A 19,054-nucleotide genomic window follows, 5' to 3' on the forward strand; every position below is an offset into this window, starting at 1 on the left:
GATTGCTTGCTATTATTTTTAGTATAACGTTGATGACCCTTAAAAAGCTTAACCTACACTTAGTGTCAGATTCAAGTGGTGAAACTGTTATATCAGTTGCAAAATCAGCTCTGAAACACTTTCGTTCTGTAGAAACGATCGAATATGTTTGGTCTTTCGTAAAAGGAGAAGAGCAGATTGACAAAATTTTAGAGGAAATTAATAGAAAAAGTGATGAGCATAATTTTGTTATATGCACTATTACTAATGATGAGCTAAGAAAATATCTAAAAAATAATTGTATAAAGCTAAAAATTCCCTACAGAGCGATATTATCACACATTATTAGGGAAATCTCATCCTATCTTGAAATTGAAAAAGACGAAAAACTTGACTTACATGCTGAGATAAATAACGAATATTTTCAGCGCATTGAGGCAATAAACTATACCATTAATCATGATGATGGACAAAATATTCAAGATATTGATAAAGCCGATATAATTTTGGTTGGAGTTTCACGCACATCAAAATCTCCCACCAGTATGTATTTAGCTTACCGAGGCTATAAAGTTGCAAATGTTCCTTTTGTTAGCGAGATACCCTTTTACGTCGACTTAGCAAAATTAAAAAATAAACTGACTATAGGAGTAACAATAGACGTAAGAAGGCTAATAGAAATACGCAAAAATAGACTGACTTCAATTAATAATGAAGGTAATAATATATATGCTGACCCTAGAAAAGTAGAAAAGGAAATTAAAGAAGCAGAGGAGTTCTTTAAGCAAAATAACTGGCCAATTATTGATGTCACGCAAAGGTCAATCGAAGAAGTATCAGCAACAATTATACAGTATTTTAATAAAATGTGAAAAATTTATCAATTGACTAACTCTCTGTCAGTGATCATAATGTAAGGTAATTCTATTCTTACTGTAGATATGAAAGTTAAAGGGTCACTAAAATCTCATCGTAACAGAGATAAAAATTGTAAAGTTGTGAAAAGGGGTGGTAAGGTTTATATTATAAATAAGGTAAAGCCAAGATGTAAAGCGCGTCAAGGTTCTTAGCTTTTTGTTTTCCTTTTTATGTCATATGTTTTTCATATGGAAGCATGGTTAGAAAGAAACAAAAATTGTTGCATAGCACTGCCCATTTCTTCTCTTACATTATATTTTGGTATTAACATGATTACAGGCAGACGTGGCTTGTTAACATTAATTAACTTAAAAAAAAGAAATTAATTACGTGCGTCAACAAGTCCATGAATTTTAGTTCCACCCTAAGCCCTCTTGAGCTTGAGAATTTTTTCTATATATAGGCTGAGCATGAATGACATCTGATCATCAATTATGCAAATCTTGTTGTGCATACTTAAGTCATTTTGCCAAAATTCCCTTTTTGCATCACCTTTTAAACCTCTTGTGTATACTTCTGTAATTGTGGTAAATTTTTGATCATTGGCAGCCACTTCTCCACACTGCTTCCATACATATTCTCAACTTCTTCTCGCTTTTACTGTGTATTCCTTTTGTGCTCTTTAAAACGGTACCTTCTATATATATATTTATTGTCATTAGGCTAAGTTACCGCTTTTTTTCCATTTTTATACTTCCTGCCCTTGATTAATTTGACCTGCTAACATTTTGTTTACAGGGCCTGCTATTAACTCTGCACAATTTATTCTTATGGTAAAAACTTCTTCTTCACTCTTATTTTTCCTTAACTTGACGCATATGGTTTGTTAAATACTCCCGTCTGTCAAGGAATTTCTACTCATGAAGGTTATGGCTTGGAAGATTACTGAAATTTTGAAAAATGTAGTCTACTTCTATATTCAAATATATCAAGCAGTAATTCAAAATTAGCTATTGTACCTTTTGCACTATTATATGCAAGGTTGAGCAATTCTCTGTCCTCATATAAATCAGCAAATTTAAACTCCATGCACCCTGATTGTTTTGTGCCTAGAATATCTCCGCTACCCCTCAGCATCATATCCTTTTCAGCAATATAAAATCCATCTTGTGACTCACACATAATCTTTAACTTTGAATACGAACTTTTACTGAGATTGTCATATAACAGTACACAAAAAGACGGTTTATTTCCTCGTCCTACTCTACCTCTCAACTGATGTAATTGCGATAACCCGAACTGCTCTGCATTCTCTATAATCATAATAGTTGCATCTGGTACATCTATGCCAACTTCTATCACAGTAGTTGCAACAAGCAGAGAAAATTCATTCCTCTTGAAGGAAAACATCACTTGATCTTTCTGCTCTTGAGTTAGTTTTCCGTGTATTATTCCAACTCTATCAAAAAATGTCTTTTGTAGTTCCTGAAAGCGCATTTCTGCTGCGGCAATATTGAGTTCTTCGTTTTCTTCTATATATGGACAAATCCAATATGCTTTTTCGCCTCTATTTATAGCATCTTTCAGTCTTTGAATAATATCTGATACTTTTTTAACGTTCATAATAACGGTTTTTATTGGCAATCTAGATTTTGGTTTTTCCCTTAAAATAGAACATTCAACATCACCATACATAGCTTGCTGCAAGGTTCTTGGAATGGGAGTTGCAGTAACAAAAAGTATATCGGTATTTTCTCCTTTTCCTACCAACCGATTCCTCTGCATCACTCCAAATCGCTGTTGCTCGTCTATGACTGCGAGTCCTAAATTTTTAAATGTAACGTTGGCTTGAAATAATGCATGAGTACCAATTACTATATTTAAAATACCACTTGCAAGTTCGTTCATAATAATCTTTCTTTCCTTGCGCGCAGTTTTACCGGTAAGCAAAGCAACTTTTATATCAGTACAAGATAGAGCTTCTTCGATCCAATTATAATGTTGCTCAGCCAAGATAGTAGTTGGTGCCATTAGAGCTACTTGCATGTTATTTTCTACCACATTCAGCATCGCAAAGAGTGCAACTACAGTTTTGCCACTCCCAACGTCACCTTGCAGCAGACTTACCATGCGGTATCTGGATTTTTGTCTTTCTGAGATTTCATCTATCGCTCGAATTTGATCATTTGTTAATTGGAACGGTAATTCATTTAAGACCTGCTCTTTGTATTTACTCAATATTATAAATTCTTTTCCCTCTTTTTTTACATGATTTTCCCTTGCAAGCTTTAGTGCCAACTGGTACGCAAATAGCTCATCATAAGCAAGTCTTTCTCTGCAAACTTCTGCTTCTGCGAGTGAGCTCGGTCTGTGCAATCTTATGATGCTTTCTTTCCAATTCAGCCATTTCTTTTGCTTGATTAATGTTTCATCTATCCACTCTGGCAAATCAGGCAAATCTTTTAGATTAGAACTTATTATGTTTCTAATGCTCTTGTTAGTAATACCGCGACGTAATTGGTAAATTGGCTCTATGCAGGCTATTTCTTTAAATAGATTGATATCAGACAACATGTAATCTGGGTGAGTAATTTGCCAATGTTCGGCAAACTTTTCAAGTTTACCACTGATTACTATATCTGTTCCAACTGGAAATAATTTATACAAATATTTAACTGAGTAATTAAAAAAAACTATAAATAAATACTGACTTTCACTTTCAACGATTATTTTATATGGCCTACCTCTAACAGTGGGGCGCTGGTGCTCATACACTTTTGCCACAAAAGTTGTAAATTCTCCCACTTGAGCATCAGGTAGTGATTTACTTCTATCCACATAACTGAGCGGCCTATAAAACAGCAAGTCCATTACTCTGTCTCCACCGCAAAGTTTAGGCAATATTGCGGAATGAAACTTTAGTATATTCTCAATTTTACTATTTAGAAAAGTCAGCACACTTGACTGCTCATCAACATTCATACTGTGTAAAACCGTTTATTCATAATAGAGCCTTACTAAAATCCTGTCACCCTATTATGACTGTCTATGTTAAGTATATTATTGATATATTAACTATTTTTATGTATTATTATACTATCAGCAATTCATATCAAAGTATTAACAATGAACAACTCTATACAGGAAAAAAAGGGAAATCCAGTAGTTACGCTAAAGGCTCAAGCGGAAAAGTTTGATTTTAGCAGGTTAAGGGCTGATAAAACCAATGAGTCAGCAAACACTGGTGAGCAGATGTATGAAGATTTTCGAAGAATGAGATTTGTTATTAACAGCAAAAATCTAGACCAAAGTTTAATTGGTGCATTGATAGACGGAGCTAAGCAATACAATTTTGATGAAGTTTGGGATAGGTATTATAAAAATCAAGGGATACCTGGCAATAAAAAAACCGACCAATATTATAAAGAGGAGTTTGAAAGGTTTTATAATCTAGGTAAAGGGTACGCTCATCTATTACCAAAAGAAGGAGATGAAAATAAAAGTTATCGTGCGTTTGGAAAAGAAGTTTTCAAGGAAATGTTCAAATATGCTGAAGCTCAAGTTCCAAGCGATTCTATCTTAAAAGAACTAGTTACTAACTGTAACCAAGCTGCTTATGTAGGTGCATTATATAATGAGGATAGTCCTCTTTTTCATGTAACTAAAATACATAAATTAACTTTCAGCTCCAGTCATACAACATATATTAATTGCAGTAATTCAGAACGTGTAGAAGTCACAGTTAAAGAGCTAATCTCTGCCACCGTATTTGTAAAGCCAAATGAAGAATTATGTAAATTGAACAGCTCACTAGAATTCGCACTTGAATCTCAAGATGGGAAAGATGATGTGATATATAAAGATGGCAAATTGTCACTTACTGTACCTCGAAAATTGAGAGATTATAAAACTGATGGCATAAGTTTATTTGATATTATTAAAGAATATTTCTATAAATTCTGCGAGAAGTTAGGGTTCAAGTTTGAAGTAGAAATAGAGCATGATTTAGGTGATCCGATGAGCTACCTCGAAGAGGTAGCTCTGCCCATTCATAGCAATGAACACGAAAATACACTCTAAAACTAACAATTAAAATATCTCAAGTTCTGTTAGCTTATTTGCATAGTCAGTTGTACTAGACGCAACTTAATCTGACAGAAAAACTAATATCAATCTCTATGTTTGATGCTACTAATATTTTTCTAAAAAGCAATATGCTTGCTATCAAGAAAAGTCTGCATAGCAATATTTACCTAAATGAGGCCTTGTCTCAATTCCTAAATATAGCTGTGATTTTCTGGTTTATCATAGCCCATATCAGTCAAAATGCGCGATAATAGCACCATCAAAGAAAGATATATTAAAAAGATTAGCGGCAGTAATTGCAGTTTTCTCTGTTTGCCATAGCAACTCTTGAGTAGGTATCAATAATAATGATAATCTATATATCTGCTATAAAACCTCGAGATCCGTAGAATAGGGCTGACTAAGGTTCTCATACATTCCTGTATGCTGAGAACATAAAAGCTCTTTTGATTCTATTCCTAAATCCTCAAGTATTTGCTCCTGTTCAGCTATAAGTTCTAATAGCCCTGTTCCACTTTCACTTACTTCACTTCGTTCAAGACACATAAGTTCTGTTAACTCTGCTATGTCTTCTCTAGAAAGCTGATTTTTTTCAGAAAAAGTTGCTTCACTCATATGGTCCTCTTTTTGATATAAAGAGTATCTTATACAAGAGAATAACTAAAATAATCTAAACTCTTGTGTCATATTTGTAGCTTGGTGTAGTTATATGGTACATTTCAGATAAGAGTACTGATTATCTAATTGTAGGAGAAGACCTAGTCAAAATATAAAAAAGCAGTGGAATTGGGTGTGGAAATTCTAGATGAAGATCAGTGGAATAAAGTGGTAAATTAAGAAGTGTCTGAATAACTGTGTGAACTAAGTTCGGAGGAGAATAGTATCAAGAAAGGAGAAAATTATATGGTCTTACCTTTATTGATGTATTAATTGAGAAGAGTTCTTAAAAGTTAATGTTTTGTTAGTTGTTTCATACTAAAATAGGCATATATAAATAATTAGGAGAATGTTATGCGGTCTAATTCCAATTCACTTAATAAATACGGATATGTATCTGATGCAAATGGATTGTCTCACCAACAAATGGGAATGTATGATGATTTAGGAAGATATGAAGTTGCTGATGAAGATATGATGTACCAAAAAAACTATGGTATTATTGGTGATAGTTTAAAAAAAATAACAAATCTGACTGGAGATACAGCAAAGAGTATAGCAGATTACCTTATTAAACCTGTTAGTGATCAGGTTGCAAAGCAAATCGTTGTTCCATTAGGAACGGAGATTATAAGTAAAATTTTCGTACCTATTACAAAGAAAGTTGCAGAACAAAATCAAGACATGATAAAAGAGCTAACAGATAAACTCATGGTTCGCGTGGAAGATTTTGCTCGGTTACAAATAGAAAAATTAAAAGAAGACGTGAAGCAAGAGATAACATCAATACCAGGTAAAGTTTTAGAGAAGATAAAACCTTCTTCATGGCTTCCATGGAAAGCAGAAAGTTTGGATGAAGCTTATTCTGACACTTATGTACCAAATGATATAGATGAATTTGCATGGTAGAGCTTCAAGGTTTAGCAAAATGTTTTTTGGTTTATATTCGCTTGAGGTTAACATCATTGGCCTTAAGCTTTTTTTAATGCTAAATGATCTTACTGTATATCTACAAATTCTTCCTGTGATTTTCAACTCTAGAGGTTATGCTTAAATTATAATATCTACCAAAAAAATAGTCATTTTGCTTGGATATTTGATATAATTTAGATCTATTAAAGCAAAAGCATGAATGAAGTAATAACATTTGGTTGTCGTCTAAATTTCTACGAGAGTGAGTTAATCAAAGAAGCATTAAAAAAAGCAAAGAGAGAAAATGTTGTTGTAGTGCATAGCTGTGCAGTGACAAACGAAGCAGAACGCCAAGTGAAGCAAAAAATACGTAAGATCTATAAAAACGACCCAAGTAAAGAAATTATCGTAGTTGGCTGTGCCGTTCAATTAGATCCTAAATCATATAGTGATATTCCTGGTGTAAGTAAAGTGCTAGGTAATCAAGACAAGCTAAGAGCTGAAAATTATCTACTAAATAATGATGAAATCTTAGTCAGTGATAACCAAGTAGAACCTATTCTCATTAATGGATTTGAAGATAAATCAAGGGCATTTATTGAAATTCAAAATGGTTGTAATCATAGTTGTACATTTTGCTCAATTACTGAGGCAAGAGGAAATAATCGATCTGTGCCAGTAAACAATATTATAGAGCAAATTAAGATTTTTATAGAAAATGGGTATCAAGAAGTGGTGTTTACAGGTGTTGATATTACTGACTTTGGTACAGATTTGTTTGGTAAGCAATCACTCAGTTCAATGATTAGAAGAGTTTTAAAGGATATACCACAGTTAAAGAGACTAAGACTTTCCTCTATTGATGTTGCTGAAGTTGATGATGAACTAATGGATTTAATAGCTAATGAGTCAAGACTTATGCCTCACTTACACTTGAGTCTACAGTCTGGTAATAATTTAATACTAAAGAGAATGAAACGTCGTCACAATAGAGAACAGGTGATAGAATTTTATCATAAAATGAAGAGCTTAAGACCTAATATAGCATTTGGCGCTGATATTATTGCTGGATTTCCAACAGAAACTGATAAAATGTTTCAGGATACAGTTGATTTACTGAAAAAAATAAATGTAGTTTATCTACATGCTTTTCCATATTCAGAGCGGAAAAACACACCTGCTGCACGGATGCCACAAATACCAGAGAATGTACGTAAAGAACGAGTAAAGCATCTCAGAGAAATAAATAAAGAAATGATGAGCAGTTTTTATCAATCTTTGCTCGGCACTGAGCAAAGCGTTTTGGTTGAGCAGAATAATATTGGTAGAACAGAAAATTTTGCATTAATAAAACTTACATCAAGAGTTCAAGCTAAAAGTATTGTGAAAGCTCATGTTAAAGGAATAGAAAATAATTGTTTAATTGGAAATATTATTTCTTAATTTTTGTACATTAAAGGAATATATGATATAGTAGTTATACTATAAGTGATAATTCATTTATGATAATTAGAATATCTATTGCTTTATTTTTCATCTTCATTCCGTGTGTCTATTTTTTTATTACTTATATCAGTAACAATACACACATTGAGCAAGTGCAGCCCTTAAAATTAGAAACGGACAATAATGAAAGTGTGATACATTCTGAAGAAGTTACTGAAAAAGAAGTGCCAATAAAATGTCAAGAACTTGAAAGTAGTTCACCTTCTGTTTTCCAAGTAGCTAATCAGAAAAATATGTGGCCAAGTATTGCAGATCAAGCTAAACCTACAAAGGAAAAATCAAAAAAACTTGGTTTCTATGTTAGTGCTAATGGTGGTAAGATATATTCTGATAGCTCAGAAGTATTTGTGAAGGGTATACGTGCAATAGGAAAAAGAGTTCTTGCTTTAGCTGAGGGCCGTTATGGTGGTTTTCTTTTAGACCTATTCTTAGGAGATGAAATTAAAAACATAAAAAAATTTAACGGTAAAATTGATTTTCAGTGGCTTAGCAGCATATCTGTAGGTTACTATGCTGGAGAAAATGGCCGAGTTGATTTTGAGACCATGTATTCTAAAGTCAATATTGAAGATAGTAACTCTCCTCCGGTATTTGATAAATCAGCAAGTGTATCTGCATTCTTATTAAATTTTTACTATAACCCTAATGTTCAAAATACTCAATTTGCTCCGTATATTGGTCTTGGTATAGGATCAACAGTTTTTAGATTAAAAAGGATTGATAAATCATCTAAAAATTTAATGCCACTGAATGTTCCTTGGCTTGTTTATCAAATAAAGCTTGGTGTTGATTACTCAGTAATTCCAGAAGTTAAAACCTTTCTCGGCTATCGTTACTTTAATATTCCAACACCTATTGCAGACGATATATCCACTCATAATATTGAAGTTGGTTTGATGTTTAATTTTTAGTAATAATATCTTTTCAATTCTAATATCCTGATTTCCATTCAGAAATTTGATAAATCTATCCATATCTTTAATCTTATGGCCATATCCTTTGTGATAGCCTGAAGATGGTTTCTGTTTCTTTTTTCCTTTTCCTCCACAAATATATTGGTTTTATGCTCACTAAATTGGTGAGCATGTTACAACGTTTTTGACGACGAAAAGACTGGATAGCTACTTTCATGACAACCATTTAGTTGTCTTTTCTCGTCTATCTTATTTTGTCACTCTGCTGAACAGATACTAAAGTACTAGCTTTTGTGGGTTGATGCACAATTCTATCAGAAGTTTTGTGACTATAATTGCAGAAAACATCGAGCATAAAACTCCTATCGATAAAGTGATAGAAAATCCTCTAATTGCTCCGCTACCAATAATGAACATTATTCCTGAAGCAATTAGTGTAGTGAGGTTTGAATCAAGGATTGTTTTTATTGCGTTTTTAAATCCTTCTTCAATTGCACGAACCGTTCTTTTTCCTGCTCTTATTTCTTCGCGAATGCGTTCAAATATTAAAACATTTGCATCTACCGACATGCCAACAGTTAGAGCAATGCCAGCAATTCCAGGGAGAGTAAGAGTTGCTTCAAGTAAGGTAAGAATGAGTAGTATAGAGATTACATTAAAAACGAGTGCAACAGACGCTAACAAGCCTAATTTGCCGTAAGTAATGATTATAGATAAACCAACGGCTATGATAGAGATTATTGCTGCAATTTCTCCTGCTTTTATTGACTCTTCTCCAAGGCTTGGACCAATGTTTTTTTCTTCAATTATTTTAAGTGGTGCAGGTAGTGCACCTGATTTTAAAAGTATTGCAAGTTCACTCGCTTGTTTTTCAGTGAAATTACCGCTAATTTCTCCCTCTCCATTTAGAATAGGTTCACGTATTGTTGGTACAGTTAAGACTGTGTTATCTAAAACAATTGCAAAAGGCTTTCCTACATTTTCTTTAGTAATTTTTGCAAATTTTTTGCTTGCTATGCTGTCGAATTTGAAATGTACTGTTGGTTTACCTAAATTGCCAAATCTAACTGATGCGTTAACTAATGAATCACCGCCTATTTCAGTTTTGCGGAATATCGGGTAGGAATTACCCAAAGAATCCTTGAGCATAATCGTAGTGTCATGATCGATATCTTGCATTTTAGCTACATTGGTGTTTGCCAAATGGAAGGCCAGCTTGGCTGTTTTGCCAAGCAGAGATTTTATCTGCTGAGTGTCTTCTACTCCAGGAACTTGGACTAATATCTTATTTTGTCCTTGTTTTTGCACACTTACTTCCTTAGTACCAAGCTTATCTAAGCGTCTTTGAACATTAACTATTGACTCTGAAACTACTTCATTGATTAATGAATTCTTATAATGCGGTTTATATGAAATGAAAATTGCAATATTTTTTCTACTCAATTCTAAATTTGGGTTTATTTTATGTATTAACGTTGAAACTTTTTTGTAATCATCAATATTATTTAAAGTTACAACCACTTGTTTATCGTTTTTTGCGCTAAATTCAATCTTTTGTGTTAACAGACCTTCTTTTATTTCATCGGTTAGCATGCTTAGTTTCTCTTTGAAGTAAAAATCTAAGTCTACATTTAGAAGCAGAGATGATCCACCTTTCAGGTCAAGCCCTAAATTTATTCTCTTTTTTGAGGTAAAGAACTTATTATCAATAAAATTTGGCAGTATTATATATAAGGACAGCAAAAAAATTAGTAACACTGAAAGAGATTTAACTATTATCTTGTTTGGCATAAATTTAAACTATATTAGTGCATTGTAGACCGAATAGTTGCTAATCACAAGCACCTAAAAGATTAGGACCGCCTAAAGCCCTGATCTATAATTGATGGTCTGCGTTTGTTTTTCTAAAATATCATTATAAATCCATGAATGAGGTTCAGAGGTAGCTTTAAGATTCTCTATTTGTTTATTTTTTCTAATGCTATCAATCGGAAGGTAAATGCATAAACCAAGTATTGAGAAAGTAACTATGGTAGCTGGTATGTGAATAGCAAGAAATTCACTATAACTTGGATCTTTCCAACCGAGAGGACTAGATAGAGAAGGATGAGAGGAAAATCTGGGAATTGCTACTACTGAACTTAATGCTGTTAGAATAATAGCGACAGTGGCACCTACAAGAGGTAAAATATTCTTTTTATTAAATCTGCCATTAGAATCTTTTAAAATATCAAACATACATACTCGTCGATTACTAAATGTTCGTGATACTATGCACTAATTATAAAGTATTCAATAACTAAACTGGAGATAATAAAAAATGGACATAGAATATAGACATATAATATGAAGGATATATGCTAGTTAAAATAGGTACGAGAGGAAGCGACCTTGCGATCATCCAAGCTTTGGAAGCAAAACAAAGATTATTAGAGTCTTTTCCTAATCTATCCGTTGAGATCATTAAAATCAAAACTTCTGGTGATAAATATGCTAATGTAACCCTTGCTGAAATAGGAGGTAAAGGACTGTTCCTCAGGGAGATTGAGGCTGAATTACTCAAAAATAATATAGATATGGCGGTTCATTCGCTAAAAGATGTACCTGCGTTTTTCTCGAAGGACTTAACAATTCCTTGTGTTTTAGAGAGGATAAGTCCATGTGATGTATTTATTTCTCATAAATATAAGAGCCTAAAAACTTTGCCACAGCAGGCTACAATTGCAACTTCTTCAATAAGAAGAAAAGTTCAGCTGTTAAATCTCAGGCCAGACTTAAATGTAGTGACACTGCGTGGAAATGTGACAACTAGACTGCAAAATCAGAATTTTGATGGAATGATTTTAGCTGAAGCAGGGCTGATAAGATTAAAAAAATATCACTTAATTACAGAGGTATTGCCACCAAAAGTCATGTTAAGCGCAGTAGGGCAGGGGGCAATTTGCATTCAATGCCGAAAGAATGATATAAAAGTTATCGATCTTTTAGAGAAAATTAATAATAATATGTCTTTTATAAGGGCAAAATCAGAGCGCAGTTTCATGAAGACAGTAAATGGTTCATGCTTTACACCGCTTGCAGCTTTAGCAGAATATGTGAGTGAAAACATGCTACATCTTTATTGTATGTTAGCGGGCGAGAGAGTTATATACTTTACTGAACGCACTTCGTTTGTAGAAGATGCAGAAAAAATGGGTATGGATGCAGGATTAGAGTTAAAATCAAAATGCTTATAAGCTTACCTAAAGTATGTGGAATCTACCGTTATAATGTTTCAATGTCTAAAATGACTTGGTTAAATGTTGGTGGCCAAGCTGATGTACTATTTAAGCCACGTGACATTGAAGATCTAATGTGCTTGATAAAAGATGCGGAGTTACCAATTAGCGTTATCGGTGCAACATCCAACATAATAATTCGAGATAGTGGCATTCGAGGAATAACGGTGAAATTAGGCAAGGAATTTGCGTATATTAAATGTAAAGATAATAGCTCCATAGTTGCAGGTGGTGCTGCACTACTTAGTAACCTTGCCTACTTTGCAGGGGAACAGCAAATTAGTGGGCTTGAGTTTCTTGCTGGAATTCCAGGAACAGTTGGCGGTGGGGTAGAGATGAATGCAGGTGCATATGGTAGTGATATTGCGAGTGTTGTAAAATTTATAAGGGCAGTGAATCTAGAAGATGGAAATTTATATGAATTCTCCAGCGAAGAAATGGGATATTTTTATCGTGGACACAGTCTAAAAGGCAGGTGGATTTTTATTGAAGCTGAATTTAAAGGAGTAAGTTCAGAGTATGAGCTTATATTTCAAAGATTGAAAGAAGTTATTGATAAAAAAAATAAAAGCCAACCAGTAAGAGGAAAAACTGCTGGTTGTATATTCAAAAATCCAATAGGCTGCAAGGCATGGAAACTGATTGATGAATCTGGCTGCCGAGGATTAGATAATGGTGTAGCTAAAATTTCTAAGAAACATTGTAATTTTCTACTCAATTACAATAATGCAACTGCACTTGACTTAGAAAACCTTGGCAACAGAGTACAAGATGCAGTAAAAGATAGATTTAACATTGAACTTGAGTGGGAGATAAGGGTTTTGGGTAGGTAACTTCTAACCTTCTCTAATATGACCTATTTCAATTGAGTACACTTCAATTTAAGTCCAAGGTACACTATTTTGCGAGGATAATTTATGCTTCCTTTGAAGAAAAGCATTCTTTTATTTTTTCGACTGTAGGTTCTATAATACATTCATTTATTTTTTCAGCCGTCAATGCTAATAAACCTAATGCAAAAAGACTTACAACTGGTGCAATAACTCCTATTGTTGCACTCATCAAAGCTGCTGATTCCATATTTAACATTACAGCAGGAAAAATAGTACCTATAGCTGTACCAAGACCAATCCCTACTGCGGCAGTGGTAGCTAAGGTACATAAAAAATAAGCTATTAGCTTTGTTTGGCTTGTTTTTTCATAATGCTTAAGACTATCTTCTCTGGAAGTAATTAAAATGAGAAATGAGTATGTAGAAACCAAAGAAATAATTCCGCCTATGATTAAAGGTGATAAAGCTGCAAAGTTTAAACTAAAGCCTATAAGTGTTCCTATTATAGCTGCTATCCCATAAGACTTTAAACGCTTTTTAATTTCTGGACCCATACCTTCTTCTATGTATATTTAATTAATAATGAAATGTTACTCATTTTTCCTTCATCTGTAAAGTTATCTAACCTAATTCCAAAAATTGTTATATAATGTTATTTTGAGGTTTTATTTTCAATGCGCAAACTTGCAATACTCTTTTCTATACTGTTTGCGGTAATTGCTTACTATTTAAACAATGAAGTAATATTTGAAATAGCAAAGCTATTTAGCGATATATTCATCAGTCTGTTGAAATTGATTAGCTTACCTTTAGTTTTTCTATCTATAGTGTCCACAATTTCAGGGCTTAAAGACTCAATTGAAATTAAAGTATTACTTAAGAAGACGCTGTTTTATACGCTGCTTACAACCATTATAGCTGCATTTGTTGCGCTATCTTTCTATTTATTCATAGATCCAGTAAGAAAAAATTTCATAAGTAACACAATAGAAAGTGTGAGTGACAGCAACCACAATTACTTTTCATACTTAAAATCACTCATTCCTTCGAATTTTGTGCAAGTTTTTCTTGAAAATAATGTTATTGGTAGCATATTGATTGCTTTTTTGATGGGTGGAGCTATTATTTCGCTCTCAAAAGAAAAACAAGATATATTACACCAAATATTTTCTGCACTATTTGATACACTTCTTAGAATTGCTCAAGGGTTATTAAAGTTTATTCCTCTTGCTGTATGGTCTTTTATCACATGTTTTTTATACGAGTTAAAAGGTGGCAGCGAATTCCATAGTCTTTTTTGGTATTTTGCTTGCATAATGTCTGCAAATTTCGTGCAAGCATTTGTGATTTTGCCACTACTCATGTGGTATAAAGGTATATCACCAATTCAAACGATGAAAGGTGTTATGCCAGCACTTACACTTGCGTTTTTTTCTAAATCATCTAGTGCAACGCTGCCTACAACTATAGAATGTGTGCAAAATCAGCTAAAGGTACCAAAGAAATTGTCATCTTTTATTCTACCAATATGCACAACAGTCAATATGAATGCGTGTGCTGCATTTATTTTAATCACAGTGATGTTTGTTGCAGAGATGAATGGGCACACATTTTCCTTAAGTGAGATGTTCATATGGATTTTTTTAGCTACAGGAGCTGCAATTGGTAACGCTGGAGTGCCGATGGGGTGCTATTTTATGGCAACTAGTTATTTGGTATCAATGAATGTTCCTTTGTACATTATGGGATTGATTTTACCTATTTATACAATCATTGATATGTTTGAAACTGCAATAAATGTGTGGTCTGATATCTGTATAACGCAGATAATTAATAAAGAATTTCAAACTCAAGAATGATATTAGATAATACAATAATAAAAGAATTTGAAGAGGCTGGTGCGATTTTGCAAGGACATTTTGTACTCTCGTCAGGGCTGCACAGCAACACTTACATACAATGCGCTAAAATTTTTGAAAATCCAAGCAGAGCAATGAACGTTTGTGAGCTATTGGCGAATAAAATAAGAAAAGAGCTTATTGAACCCATAGATTTAATACTATCTCCTGCGATTGGTGGAATAATCGTGGGTTATGAGATTGGTAGACAGCTTGGAATCCGAACAATATTTTGCGAACGTGTTAATGGTAAATTTGAATTACGCCGTGGATTTGAGATTAAACAAGGTGAGAAAATCTTACTAATTGAAGATGTGATTACCACAGGTAAATCTTCACTTGAAGCAGTAAAATGTGCAGAAGAGAAGGGAGGTAAAGTTGTTGCTGGAGCTTCTTTGATCAAGAGAAATAGTGAAACAAAACTGCCCTTTCCTGTAATATCTTTGATTGAACTAAATATCAAAAACTATAGCGAGGAAGAACTGCCAAGTGAATTAAAACAATTACCTATAATGAAACCTGGGAGTAGAGAATATTTAACAAAATAATTCTATATATGGCTAAAGTGATTCAGTAACTTTTACGTGTTATATGTTGATCTTTTTGCATCAAAGTTAGATATTACAGTTTATTTTCCTGTATTCGTTCAACAGAATGGCAAAATAAGATAGACAAATAAAGATATAAAGTAAAAACAATAATAGGTGTCATTCCGGTTCGTGACACTTGCTTTATGTAGTTTCATTGAAAACGTTGTTTTTATTATAATACCTCCTATGATTAGTTTGCTTGTGAGCACCAGTGTCTGGGCACTGGAATGACAAGAAAAGGCTACTTGAATGACAGGAAAGGAACTACTAAAACAAATAGGTGTCATTCCAGCGCGTGACGCTGGAATCCAGAAAAGAACAATGGATCTCAGTGTCTGAGCACTGGGATGACAAGGTAGTAAGCACTGGGATGAAACCTTTTTGCTTCAATATTTTGCACAGTAGCCATGCAACTTAACAGATACTTTTCTCTTCATTTATCCTAAGGTTTTTATGGGTTAAAAAACCCATAAAAACCTTATATAAAACCCCTGTTGTGATTAAAAATACACTAAATCTTGGTTTTCACATGTTTCATCTTGTGCAGCAAAAGACAATAATTTTGCGCTCTCAAGGAAACTGTTTGCACTAGCTTCTAAGAGATCAGATTTTACTTTTGTAAGTTCACATTTAATCTGATCTATTTTCCCATTCAAATTTTTATGTGCATCTTCGATTAATTTATTCATTTCATCTTCTAAAAGCTTCCTTACTTCTTTGTTTTGTGAAGTGACAATATAATCTATTTTGCTTGTGATTTCAGGTTTTATAAGGCTTTCAATTTTTTCTTCAGTATATTTTTTTACTTCTTCTTCTACCTGAGTTTTTATTTCTGGCTTTAGCAAATCTGCAACTTCTGGTCCTACTTTTTTCACTGCTTTTTCAGCTGCATTTTTTGCTGCTTTTTCAGCATTTGCTTCTACTGACTTTACTGTCTTATCAATTGAAGTCGATATTTTTTTTTCTATTTGATTAGCTTTTTCGGTAGCTATTTTGTTAGCTTTCTCTTCAGCTAAAGTTAGCATTTTTCCTTCTATTTTTTTTACTTCATCTTGAGCTGCTTTTCTAGCTTCTAGTTTTAAATCGTTACCCATTTTAGATATTACTTGTTCTGCTGCTTTTTTTGCTGCTTTATCTATGCCCAACCAGCCTCCTAATGTATCACTCACACCATATGCTAAAGTTTCAGAACTCAATTGACCTTCTGAATTTTGTGGCTGGTTCCTGTGTACTTTCCATACTGTATTCTGTGTGTCGTAACTCGATTGACTTTCCGAATTTTTTGGTAGTGAATTGAACAGGTCAAAATTTGATCTTAGACTATAATAGCTTGGTTGATCGTTCGAATTATTACTATATTTTGCCATATAATATACTCCTTAATTTAAAAACTATACTAATATTAATATACAAGTACAAAAATTATATTAATATTAGTATTGCTTTTCAGGGCAGTAGTATAAATTTATAGTACCTTTTGAAAAAATTCATGACTTGACGACAAAGAGCATTATATTGGTATCATGACTGACTTGGAAAAGATGAGAGAAAAACTGCAAAATCAAATTAATTATCATAATATCTTATATTATCAAAAAAGTAAGCCAGAGATAAGTGATGCTGAATATGATGAACTGAAAAAAAAGTTAGCTGCAATAGAGCCAGAAGCTTATGCAACACAAGATAGTGTTGGTGCTCCGCCTGATGAGAGATTTTCTAAGGTGGAACATCAAGAACCTATGCTTTCTCTTGAGAATGCTTATGATGAACAAGGTGTAGAAAAATTTTTGTCTAAAATAAAGAGATTTTTAATTGCAGATGAAATAGAGATATTATGTGAGCCAAAAATTGATGGATTGTCATTTTCTGCAATTTATGAAGATGGGAATTTTGTTAAAGCTGCAACTCGAGGTGACGGTTTTGTAGGAGAGGATGTAACTCACAATGTTGCAACAATAAAAGGCTTTCCTAAGTTTTTACAAGATGTGCAAGGAAGACTAGAAGTAAGGGGTGAAATATATATCAGTAACAGCGACTTTTTAAAGTTAAATGAAAATAATGAATTCGCTAATCCTCGAAATGCAGCTGCTGGTTCTTTAAAGCAATTGAATGTGAACATTACAGCAAAAAGGCCTCTTAGATATTTTGCTTATTCTTTAATTGGTGGAATAGAGAAAAGTCAAAGTGAAGTACTAGAAAAACTTGAGAAACTTGGTTTTTGCGTAAATGAGCATCGTTCCTTAACAAGTAGTTTGAATGGAATGATAAAGTTCTATAACGAGATCTATGATTATCGTTATAACTTGGATTATGATATCGATGGGATAGTCTATAAAGTGAATGATTTGGTGCTACAAAGTCGTCTGGGAAGTACACACAAAGCGCCACGCTCAGCGCTTGCATATAAATTTTCTGCGGTTTATGCAAAGACAAAGTTAAATAAAATATTTATACAGGTGGGTAGAACGGGGGTTTTAACTCCAGTTGCAGATTTGGTACCAGTCAATATTGGCGGAGTGCTAGTTAGCAGAGCAAGTCTACATAACCAAGATGAGATAAAACGTAAAGACATAAGAGAAGGAGATGTTGTAACAATTAAAAGAGCTGGAGATGTAATTCCTCAAATTGTCAAAGTAGATGAAGGTTCTCGTCATGCAAATATGCCTGAATTTGTGTTTCCTGACATATGTCCTGAATGTGGTAGTAAAGTGCAGATTGAAGGAGTTGCAGTAAGATGTCCTAAAGAATTTAATTGCAAGGCTCAAATAGTAGAAAAACTAAAACATTTTGTGTCAAAAGATGCATTTGACATTGTTGGCCTTGGTGAAAAACAAATAAAGTTTTTTTATGACCTGGAACTAATAAGACAAATTCCAGACATTTTTATTTTAGAGGAAAGATTAAAAGAGTTTTCCTTAAAAGAGCATCATGGTTGGGGCGAGAAGTCAATAGCTAATCTATTAAGTGCTATACAAAACAGAAGAGTAATCACTCTAGATAGGTTCATATTTTCTTTGGGTATCAGATTTATCGGCCAAGTTGCGGCAGAATTGCTCGCAAATTATTATGTATCTTATGATAACTGGTATAATTCGATGTCATCAAATGATGTTGAGTTGGTAGGTATAGATGGTATAGGAGAAAAAGTAGCTGAATCTTTAAAATCGTTTTTTTCTCAGGAACGTAACATTAAAATGTTAAATGATCTTACTGCATATCTGCAAATTCTTCCCGTGAGCTCCAACTCTAGCGATTCTTTTTTGAATAACAAAATTATAGTGTTTACTGGTAAGCTACGTGCTATGAGCAGAGGGGAGGCAAAAGTAAGAGCTAAAGTTTTAGGGGCAAAGATCAGTTCAAGCCTTTCTACTAAAACTGACTATTTAATTGCAGGAGAAGATCCAGGTTCAAAATATAAAAAAGCAATGGAATTGGGTGTGGAAATTTTATATGAAGAACAGTGGAACAAATTGTGCTAAACACAACTTAATCTGACGGGAATGAATTAACTGATAGAAGAATGGGAGTGTTAAATAAACTGTGT

Annotated in this window: 18 protein-coding genes and 1 pseudogene; 12 read left to right on the top strand and 7 right to left on the bottom strand. The window is 33.4% G+C overall.

Annotated elements, in window-relative coordinates; translation table 11 throughout:
* Positions 1 to 32 precede the first annotated feature (32 nt).
* Both OOT12_RS02135 and ykgO read left to right on the top strand, forming a co-directional pair.
* Positions 33 to 851, top strand: a complete 819-nt coding sequence (locus tag OOT12_RS02135) for a pyruvate, water dikinase regulatory protein (RefSeq protein WP_264375245.1) — start codon at positions 33 to 35, stop codon at positions 849 to 851.
* A gap of 69 nt (positions 852 to 920) precedes the next feature.
* On the top strand, positions 921 to 1,049 hold the full coding sequence (gene ykgO, locus OOT12_RS02140) for a type B 50S ribosomal protein L36 (protein ID WP_006015378.1): 129 nt from the start codon (positions 921 to 923) through the stop codon (positions 1,047 to 1,049).
* Positions 1,050 to 1,261: 212 nt separating this feature from the next.
* Here ykgO and OOT12_RS02145 read toward each other — a convergent pair whose 3' ends face one another.
* The gene (locus OOT12_RS02145; protein ID WP_007301926.1) at positions 1,262 to 1,450 is read right to left on the bottom strand and encodes a hypothetical protein; all 189 of its coding nucleotides are present in this window, start codon (positions 1,448 to 1,450) and stop codon (positions 1,262 to 1,264) included.
* 329 nt (positions 1,451 to 1,779) lie between these two features.
* Positions 1,780 to 3,819, bottom strand: coding sequence for an ATP-dependent DNA helicase RecG (gene recG, locus OOT12_RS02150; protein ID WP_264374932.1), 2,040 nt, complete (start codon positions 3,817 to 3,819; stop codon positions 1,780 to 1,782).
* Between the two features lie 144 nt (positions 3,820 to 3,963).
* Here recG and OOT12_RS02155 point away from each other — a divergent pair, with 144 nt between their 5' ends.
* Positions 3,964 to 4,917, top strand: a complete 954-nt coding sequence (locus OOT12_RS02155; RefSeq protein WP_264374931.1) for a hypothetical protein — start codon at positions 3,964 to 3,966, stop codon at positions 4,915 to 4,917.
* A gap of 372 nt (positions 4,918 to 5,289) precedes the next feature.
* Here OOT12_RS02155 and OOT12_RS02160 read toward each other — a convergent pair whose 3' ends face one another.
* Positions 5,290 to 5,538 (bottom strand): hypothetical protein, encoded by a 249-nt coding sequence (locus tag OOT12_RS02160; protein ID WP_007301923.1) that lies wholly within the window; start codon positions 5,536 to 5,538, stop codon positions 5,290 to 5,292.
* Positions 5,539 to 5,651: 113 nt separating this feature from the next.
* Between OOT12_RS02160 and OOT12_RS07325 the strand changes: the two are divergent.
* The 4 genes and pseudogenes from OOT12_RS07325 to OOT12_RS02175 all read left to right on the top strand — a co-directional run.
* Positions 5,652 to 5,760 (top strand): annotated as a pseudogene (locus OOT12_RS07325) (BRCT domain-containing protein); the annotation flags it as partial.
* Positions 5,761 to 5,934: 174 nt separating this feature from the next.
* The gene (locus tag OOT12_RS02165; RefSeq protein WP_264374930.1) at positions 5,935 to 6,489 is read left to right on the top strand and encodes a hypothetical protein; all 555 of its coding nucleotides are present in this window, start codon (positions 5,935 to 5,937) and stop codon (positions 6,487 to 6,489) included.
* 219 nt (positions 6,490 to 6,708) lie between these two features.
* On the top strand, positions 6,709 to 7,935 hold the full coding sequence (gene mtaB / locus OOT12_RS02170) for a tRNA (N(6)-L-threonylcarbamoyladenosine(37)-C(2))-methylthiotransferase MtaB (RefSeq protein WP_264374929.1): 1,227 nt from the start codon (positions 6,709 to 6,711) through the stop codon (positions 7,933 to 7,935).
* Between the two features lie 59 nt (positions 7,936 to 7,994).
* Positions 7,995 to 8,909 (top strand): outer membrane protein, encoded by a 915-nt coding sequence (locus OOT12_RS02175; RefSeq protein ID WP_264374928.1) that lies wholly within the window; start codon positions 7,995 to 7,997, stop codon positions 8,907 to 8,909.
* A gap of 279 nt (positions 8,910 to 9,188) precedes the next feature.
* Here the strand turns inward: OOT12_RS02175 and secD are convergent, their stop codons facing one another.
* Positions 9,189 to 10,703 (bottom strand): protein translocase subunit SecD, encoded by a 1,515-nt coding sequence (gene secD / locus OOT12_RS02180; protein WP_264374927.1) that lies wholly within the window; start codon positions 10,701 to 10,703, stop codon positions 9,189 to 9,191.
* 72 nt (positions 10,704 to 10,775) lie between these two features.
* Positions 10,776 to 11,150, bottom strand: a complete 375-nt coding sequence (locus OOT12_RS02185) for a hypothetical protein (RefSeq protein WP_264374926.1) — start codon at positions 11,148 to 11,150, stop codon at positions 10,776 to 10,778.
* Between the two features lie 119 nt (positions 11,151 to 11,269).
* Between OOT12_RS02185 and hemC the strand changes: the two genes are divergently transcribed.
* Complete coding sequence (gene hemC, locus OOT12_RS02190) at positions 11,270 to 12,148, top strand: hydroxymethylbilane synthase (RefSeq protein ID WP_064085264.1); 879 nt, start codon at positions 11,270 to 11,272, stop codon at positions 12,146 to 12,148.
* A complete protein-coding gene (murB, locus tag OOT12_RS02195; RefSeq protein ID WP_264374925.1) occupies positions 12,139 to 13,023 on the top strand; it encodes a UDP-N-acetylmuramate dehydrogenase in 885 nt (294 codons plus the stop codon). Before hemC ends, murB begins: the two co-directional genes overlap by 10 nt.
* Before the next feature lie 82 nt (positions 13,024 to 13,105).
* Here the strand turns inward: murB and OOT12_RS02200 are convergent, their stop codons facing one another.
* Positions 13,106 to 13,576: a hypothetical protein gene (locus tag OOT12_RS02200; RefSeq protein WP_264374924.1), complete on the bottom strand. Its 471-nt coding sequence runs from the start codon at positions 13,574 to 13,576 to the stop codon at positions 13,106 to 13,108.
* A gap of 120 nt (positions 13,577 to 13,696) precedes the next feature.
* Here OOT12_RS02200 and OOT12_RS02205 point away from each other — a divergent pair, with 120 nt between their 5' ends.
* Positions 13,697 to 14,881: a dicarboxylate/amino acid:cation symporter gene (locus OOT12_RS02205; RefSeq protein WP_010402120.1), complete on the top strand. Its 1,185-nt coding sequence runs from the start codon at positions 13,697 to 13,699 to the stop codon at positions 14,879 to 14,881.
* Positions 14,878 to 15,468 (top strand): orotate phosphoribosyltransferase, encoded by a 591-nt coding sequence (gene pyrE / locus OOT12_RS02210; protein WP_264374923.1) that lies wholly within the window; start codon positions 14,878 to 14,880, stop codon positions 15,466 to 15,468. The genes OOT12_RS02205 and pyrE overlap by 4 nt, the downstream gene beginning before the upstream one ends.
* A gap of 542 nt (positions 15,469 to 16,010) precedes the next feature.
* Here the strand turns inward: pyrE and OOT12_RS02215 are convergent.
* Entirely contained in the window at positions 16,011 to 16,877 is an 867-nt protein-coding gene (locus OOT12_RS02215; RefSeq protein ID WP_264374922.1) for a hypothetical protein, read from the bottom strand.
* 156 nt (positions 16,878 to 17,033) lie between these two features.
* Between OOT12_RS02215 and ligA the strand changes: the two genes are divergently transcribed.
* A complete protein-coding gene (gene ligA / locus OOT12_RS02220; protein WP_264374921.1) occupies positions 17,034 to 18,989 on the top strand; it encodes an NAD-dependent DNA ligase LigA in 1,956 nt (651 codons plus the stop codon).
* Positions 18,990 to 19,054 lie beyond the last annotated feature (65 nt).

Origin of the sequence: Wolbachia endosymbiont (group B) of Parapoynx stratiotata (assembly GCF_947250635.1) — a bacterium.
Taxonomy (GTDB): domain Bacteria; phylum Pseudomonadota; class Alphaproteobacteria; order Rickettsiales; family Anaplasmataceae; genus Wolbachia.

What these genes read in the sequence shown, in the direction of transcription:
- secD (WP_264374927.1), bottom strand. Translation starts at nt 10,703, where the DNA reads ATGCCAAACAAGATAATAGTTAAATCTCTTTCAGTGTTACTAATTTTT.
- hemC (WP_064085264.1), top strand. Translation starts at nt 11,270, where the DNA reads ATGCTAGTTAAAATAGGTACGAGAGGAAGCGACCTTGCGATCATCCAA.
- OOT12_RS02185 (WP_264374926.1), bottom strand. Translation starts at nt 11,150, where the DNA reads ATGTTTGATATTTTAAAAGATTCTAATGGCAGATTTAATAAAAAGAAT.
- OOT12_RS02160 (WP_007301923.1), bottom strand. Translation starts at nt 5,538, where the DNA reads ATGAGTGAAGCAACTTTTTCTGAAAAAAATCAGCTTTCTAGAGAAGAC.
- recG (WP_264374932.1), bottom strand. Translation starts at nt 3,819, where the DNA reads ATGAATGTTGATGAGCAGTCAAGTGTGCTGACTTTTCTAAATAGTAAA.
- OOT12_RS02205 (WP_010402120.1), top strand. Translation starts at nt 13,697, where the DNA reads ATGCGCAAACTTGCAATACTCTTTTCTATACTGTTTGCGGTAATTGCT.
- pyrE (WP_264374923.1), top strand. Translation starts at nt 14,878, where the DNA reads ATGATATTAGATAATACAATAATAAAAGAATTTGAAGAGGCTGGTGCG.
- OOT12_RS02215 (WP_264374922.1), bottom strand. Translation starts at nt 16,877, where the DNA reads ATGGCAAAATATAGTAATAATTCGAACGATCAACCAAGCTATTATAGT.
- ykgO (WP_006015378.1), top strand. Translation starts at nt 921, where the DNA reads ATGAAAGTTAAAGGGTCACTAAAATCTCATCGTAACAGAGATAAAAAT.
- OOT12_RS02165 (WP_264374930.1), top strand. Translation starts at nt 5,935, where the DNA reads ATGCGGTCTAATTCCAATTCACTTAATAAATACGGATATGTATCTGAT.
- OOT12_RS02175 (WP_264374928.1), top strand. Translation starts at nt 7,995, where the DNA reads ATGATAATTAGAATATCTATTGCTTTATTTTTCATCTTCATTCCGTGT.
- mtaB (WP_264374929.1), top strand. Translation starts at nt 6,709, where the DNA reads ATGAATGAAGTAATAACATTTGGTTGTCGTCTAAATTTCTACGAGAGT.
- OOT12_RS02200 (WP_264374924.1), bottom strand. Translation starts at nt 13,576, where the DNA reads ATGGGTCCAGAAATTAAAAAGCGTTTAAAGTCTTATGGGATAGCAGCT.
- OOT12_RS02135 (WP_264375245.1), top strand. Translation starts at nt 33, where the DNA reads ATGACCCTTAAAAAGCTTAACCTACACTTAGTGTCAGATTCAAGTGGT.
- murB (WP_264374925.1), top strand. Translation starts at nt 12,139, where the DNA reads ATGCTTATAAGCTTACCTAAAGTATGTGGAATCTACCGTTATAATGTT.
- ligA (WP_264374921.1), top strand. Translation starts at nt 17,034, where the DNA reads ATGACTGACTTGGAAAAGATGAGAGAAAAACTGCAAAATCAAATTAAT.
- OOT12_RS02155 (WP_264374931.1), top strand. Translation starts at nt 3,964, where the DNA reads ATGAACAACTCTATACAGGAAAAAAAGGGAAATCCAGTAGTTACGCTA.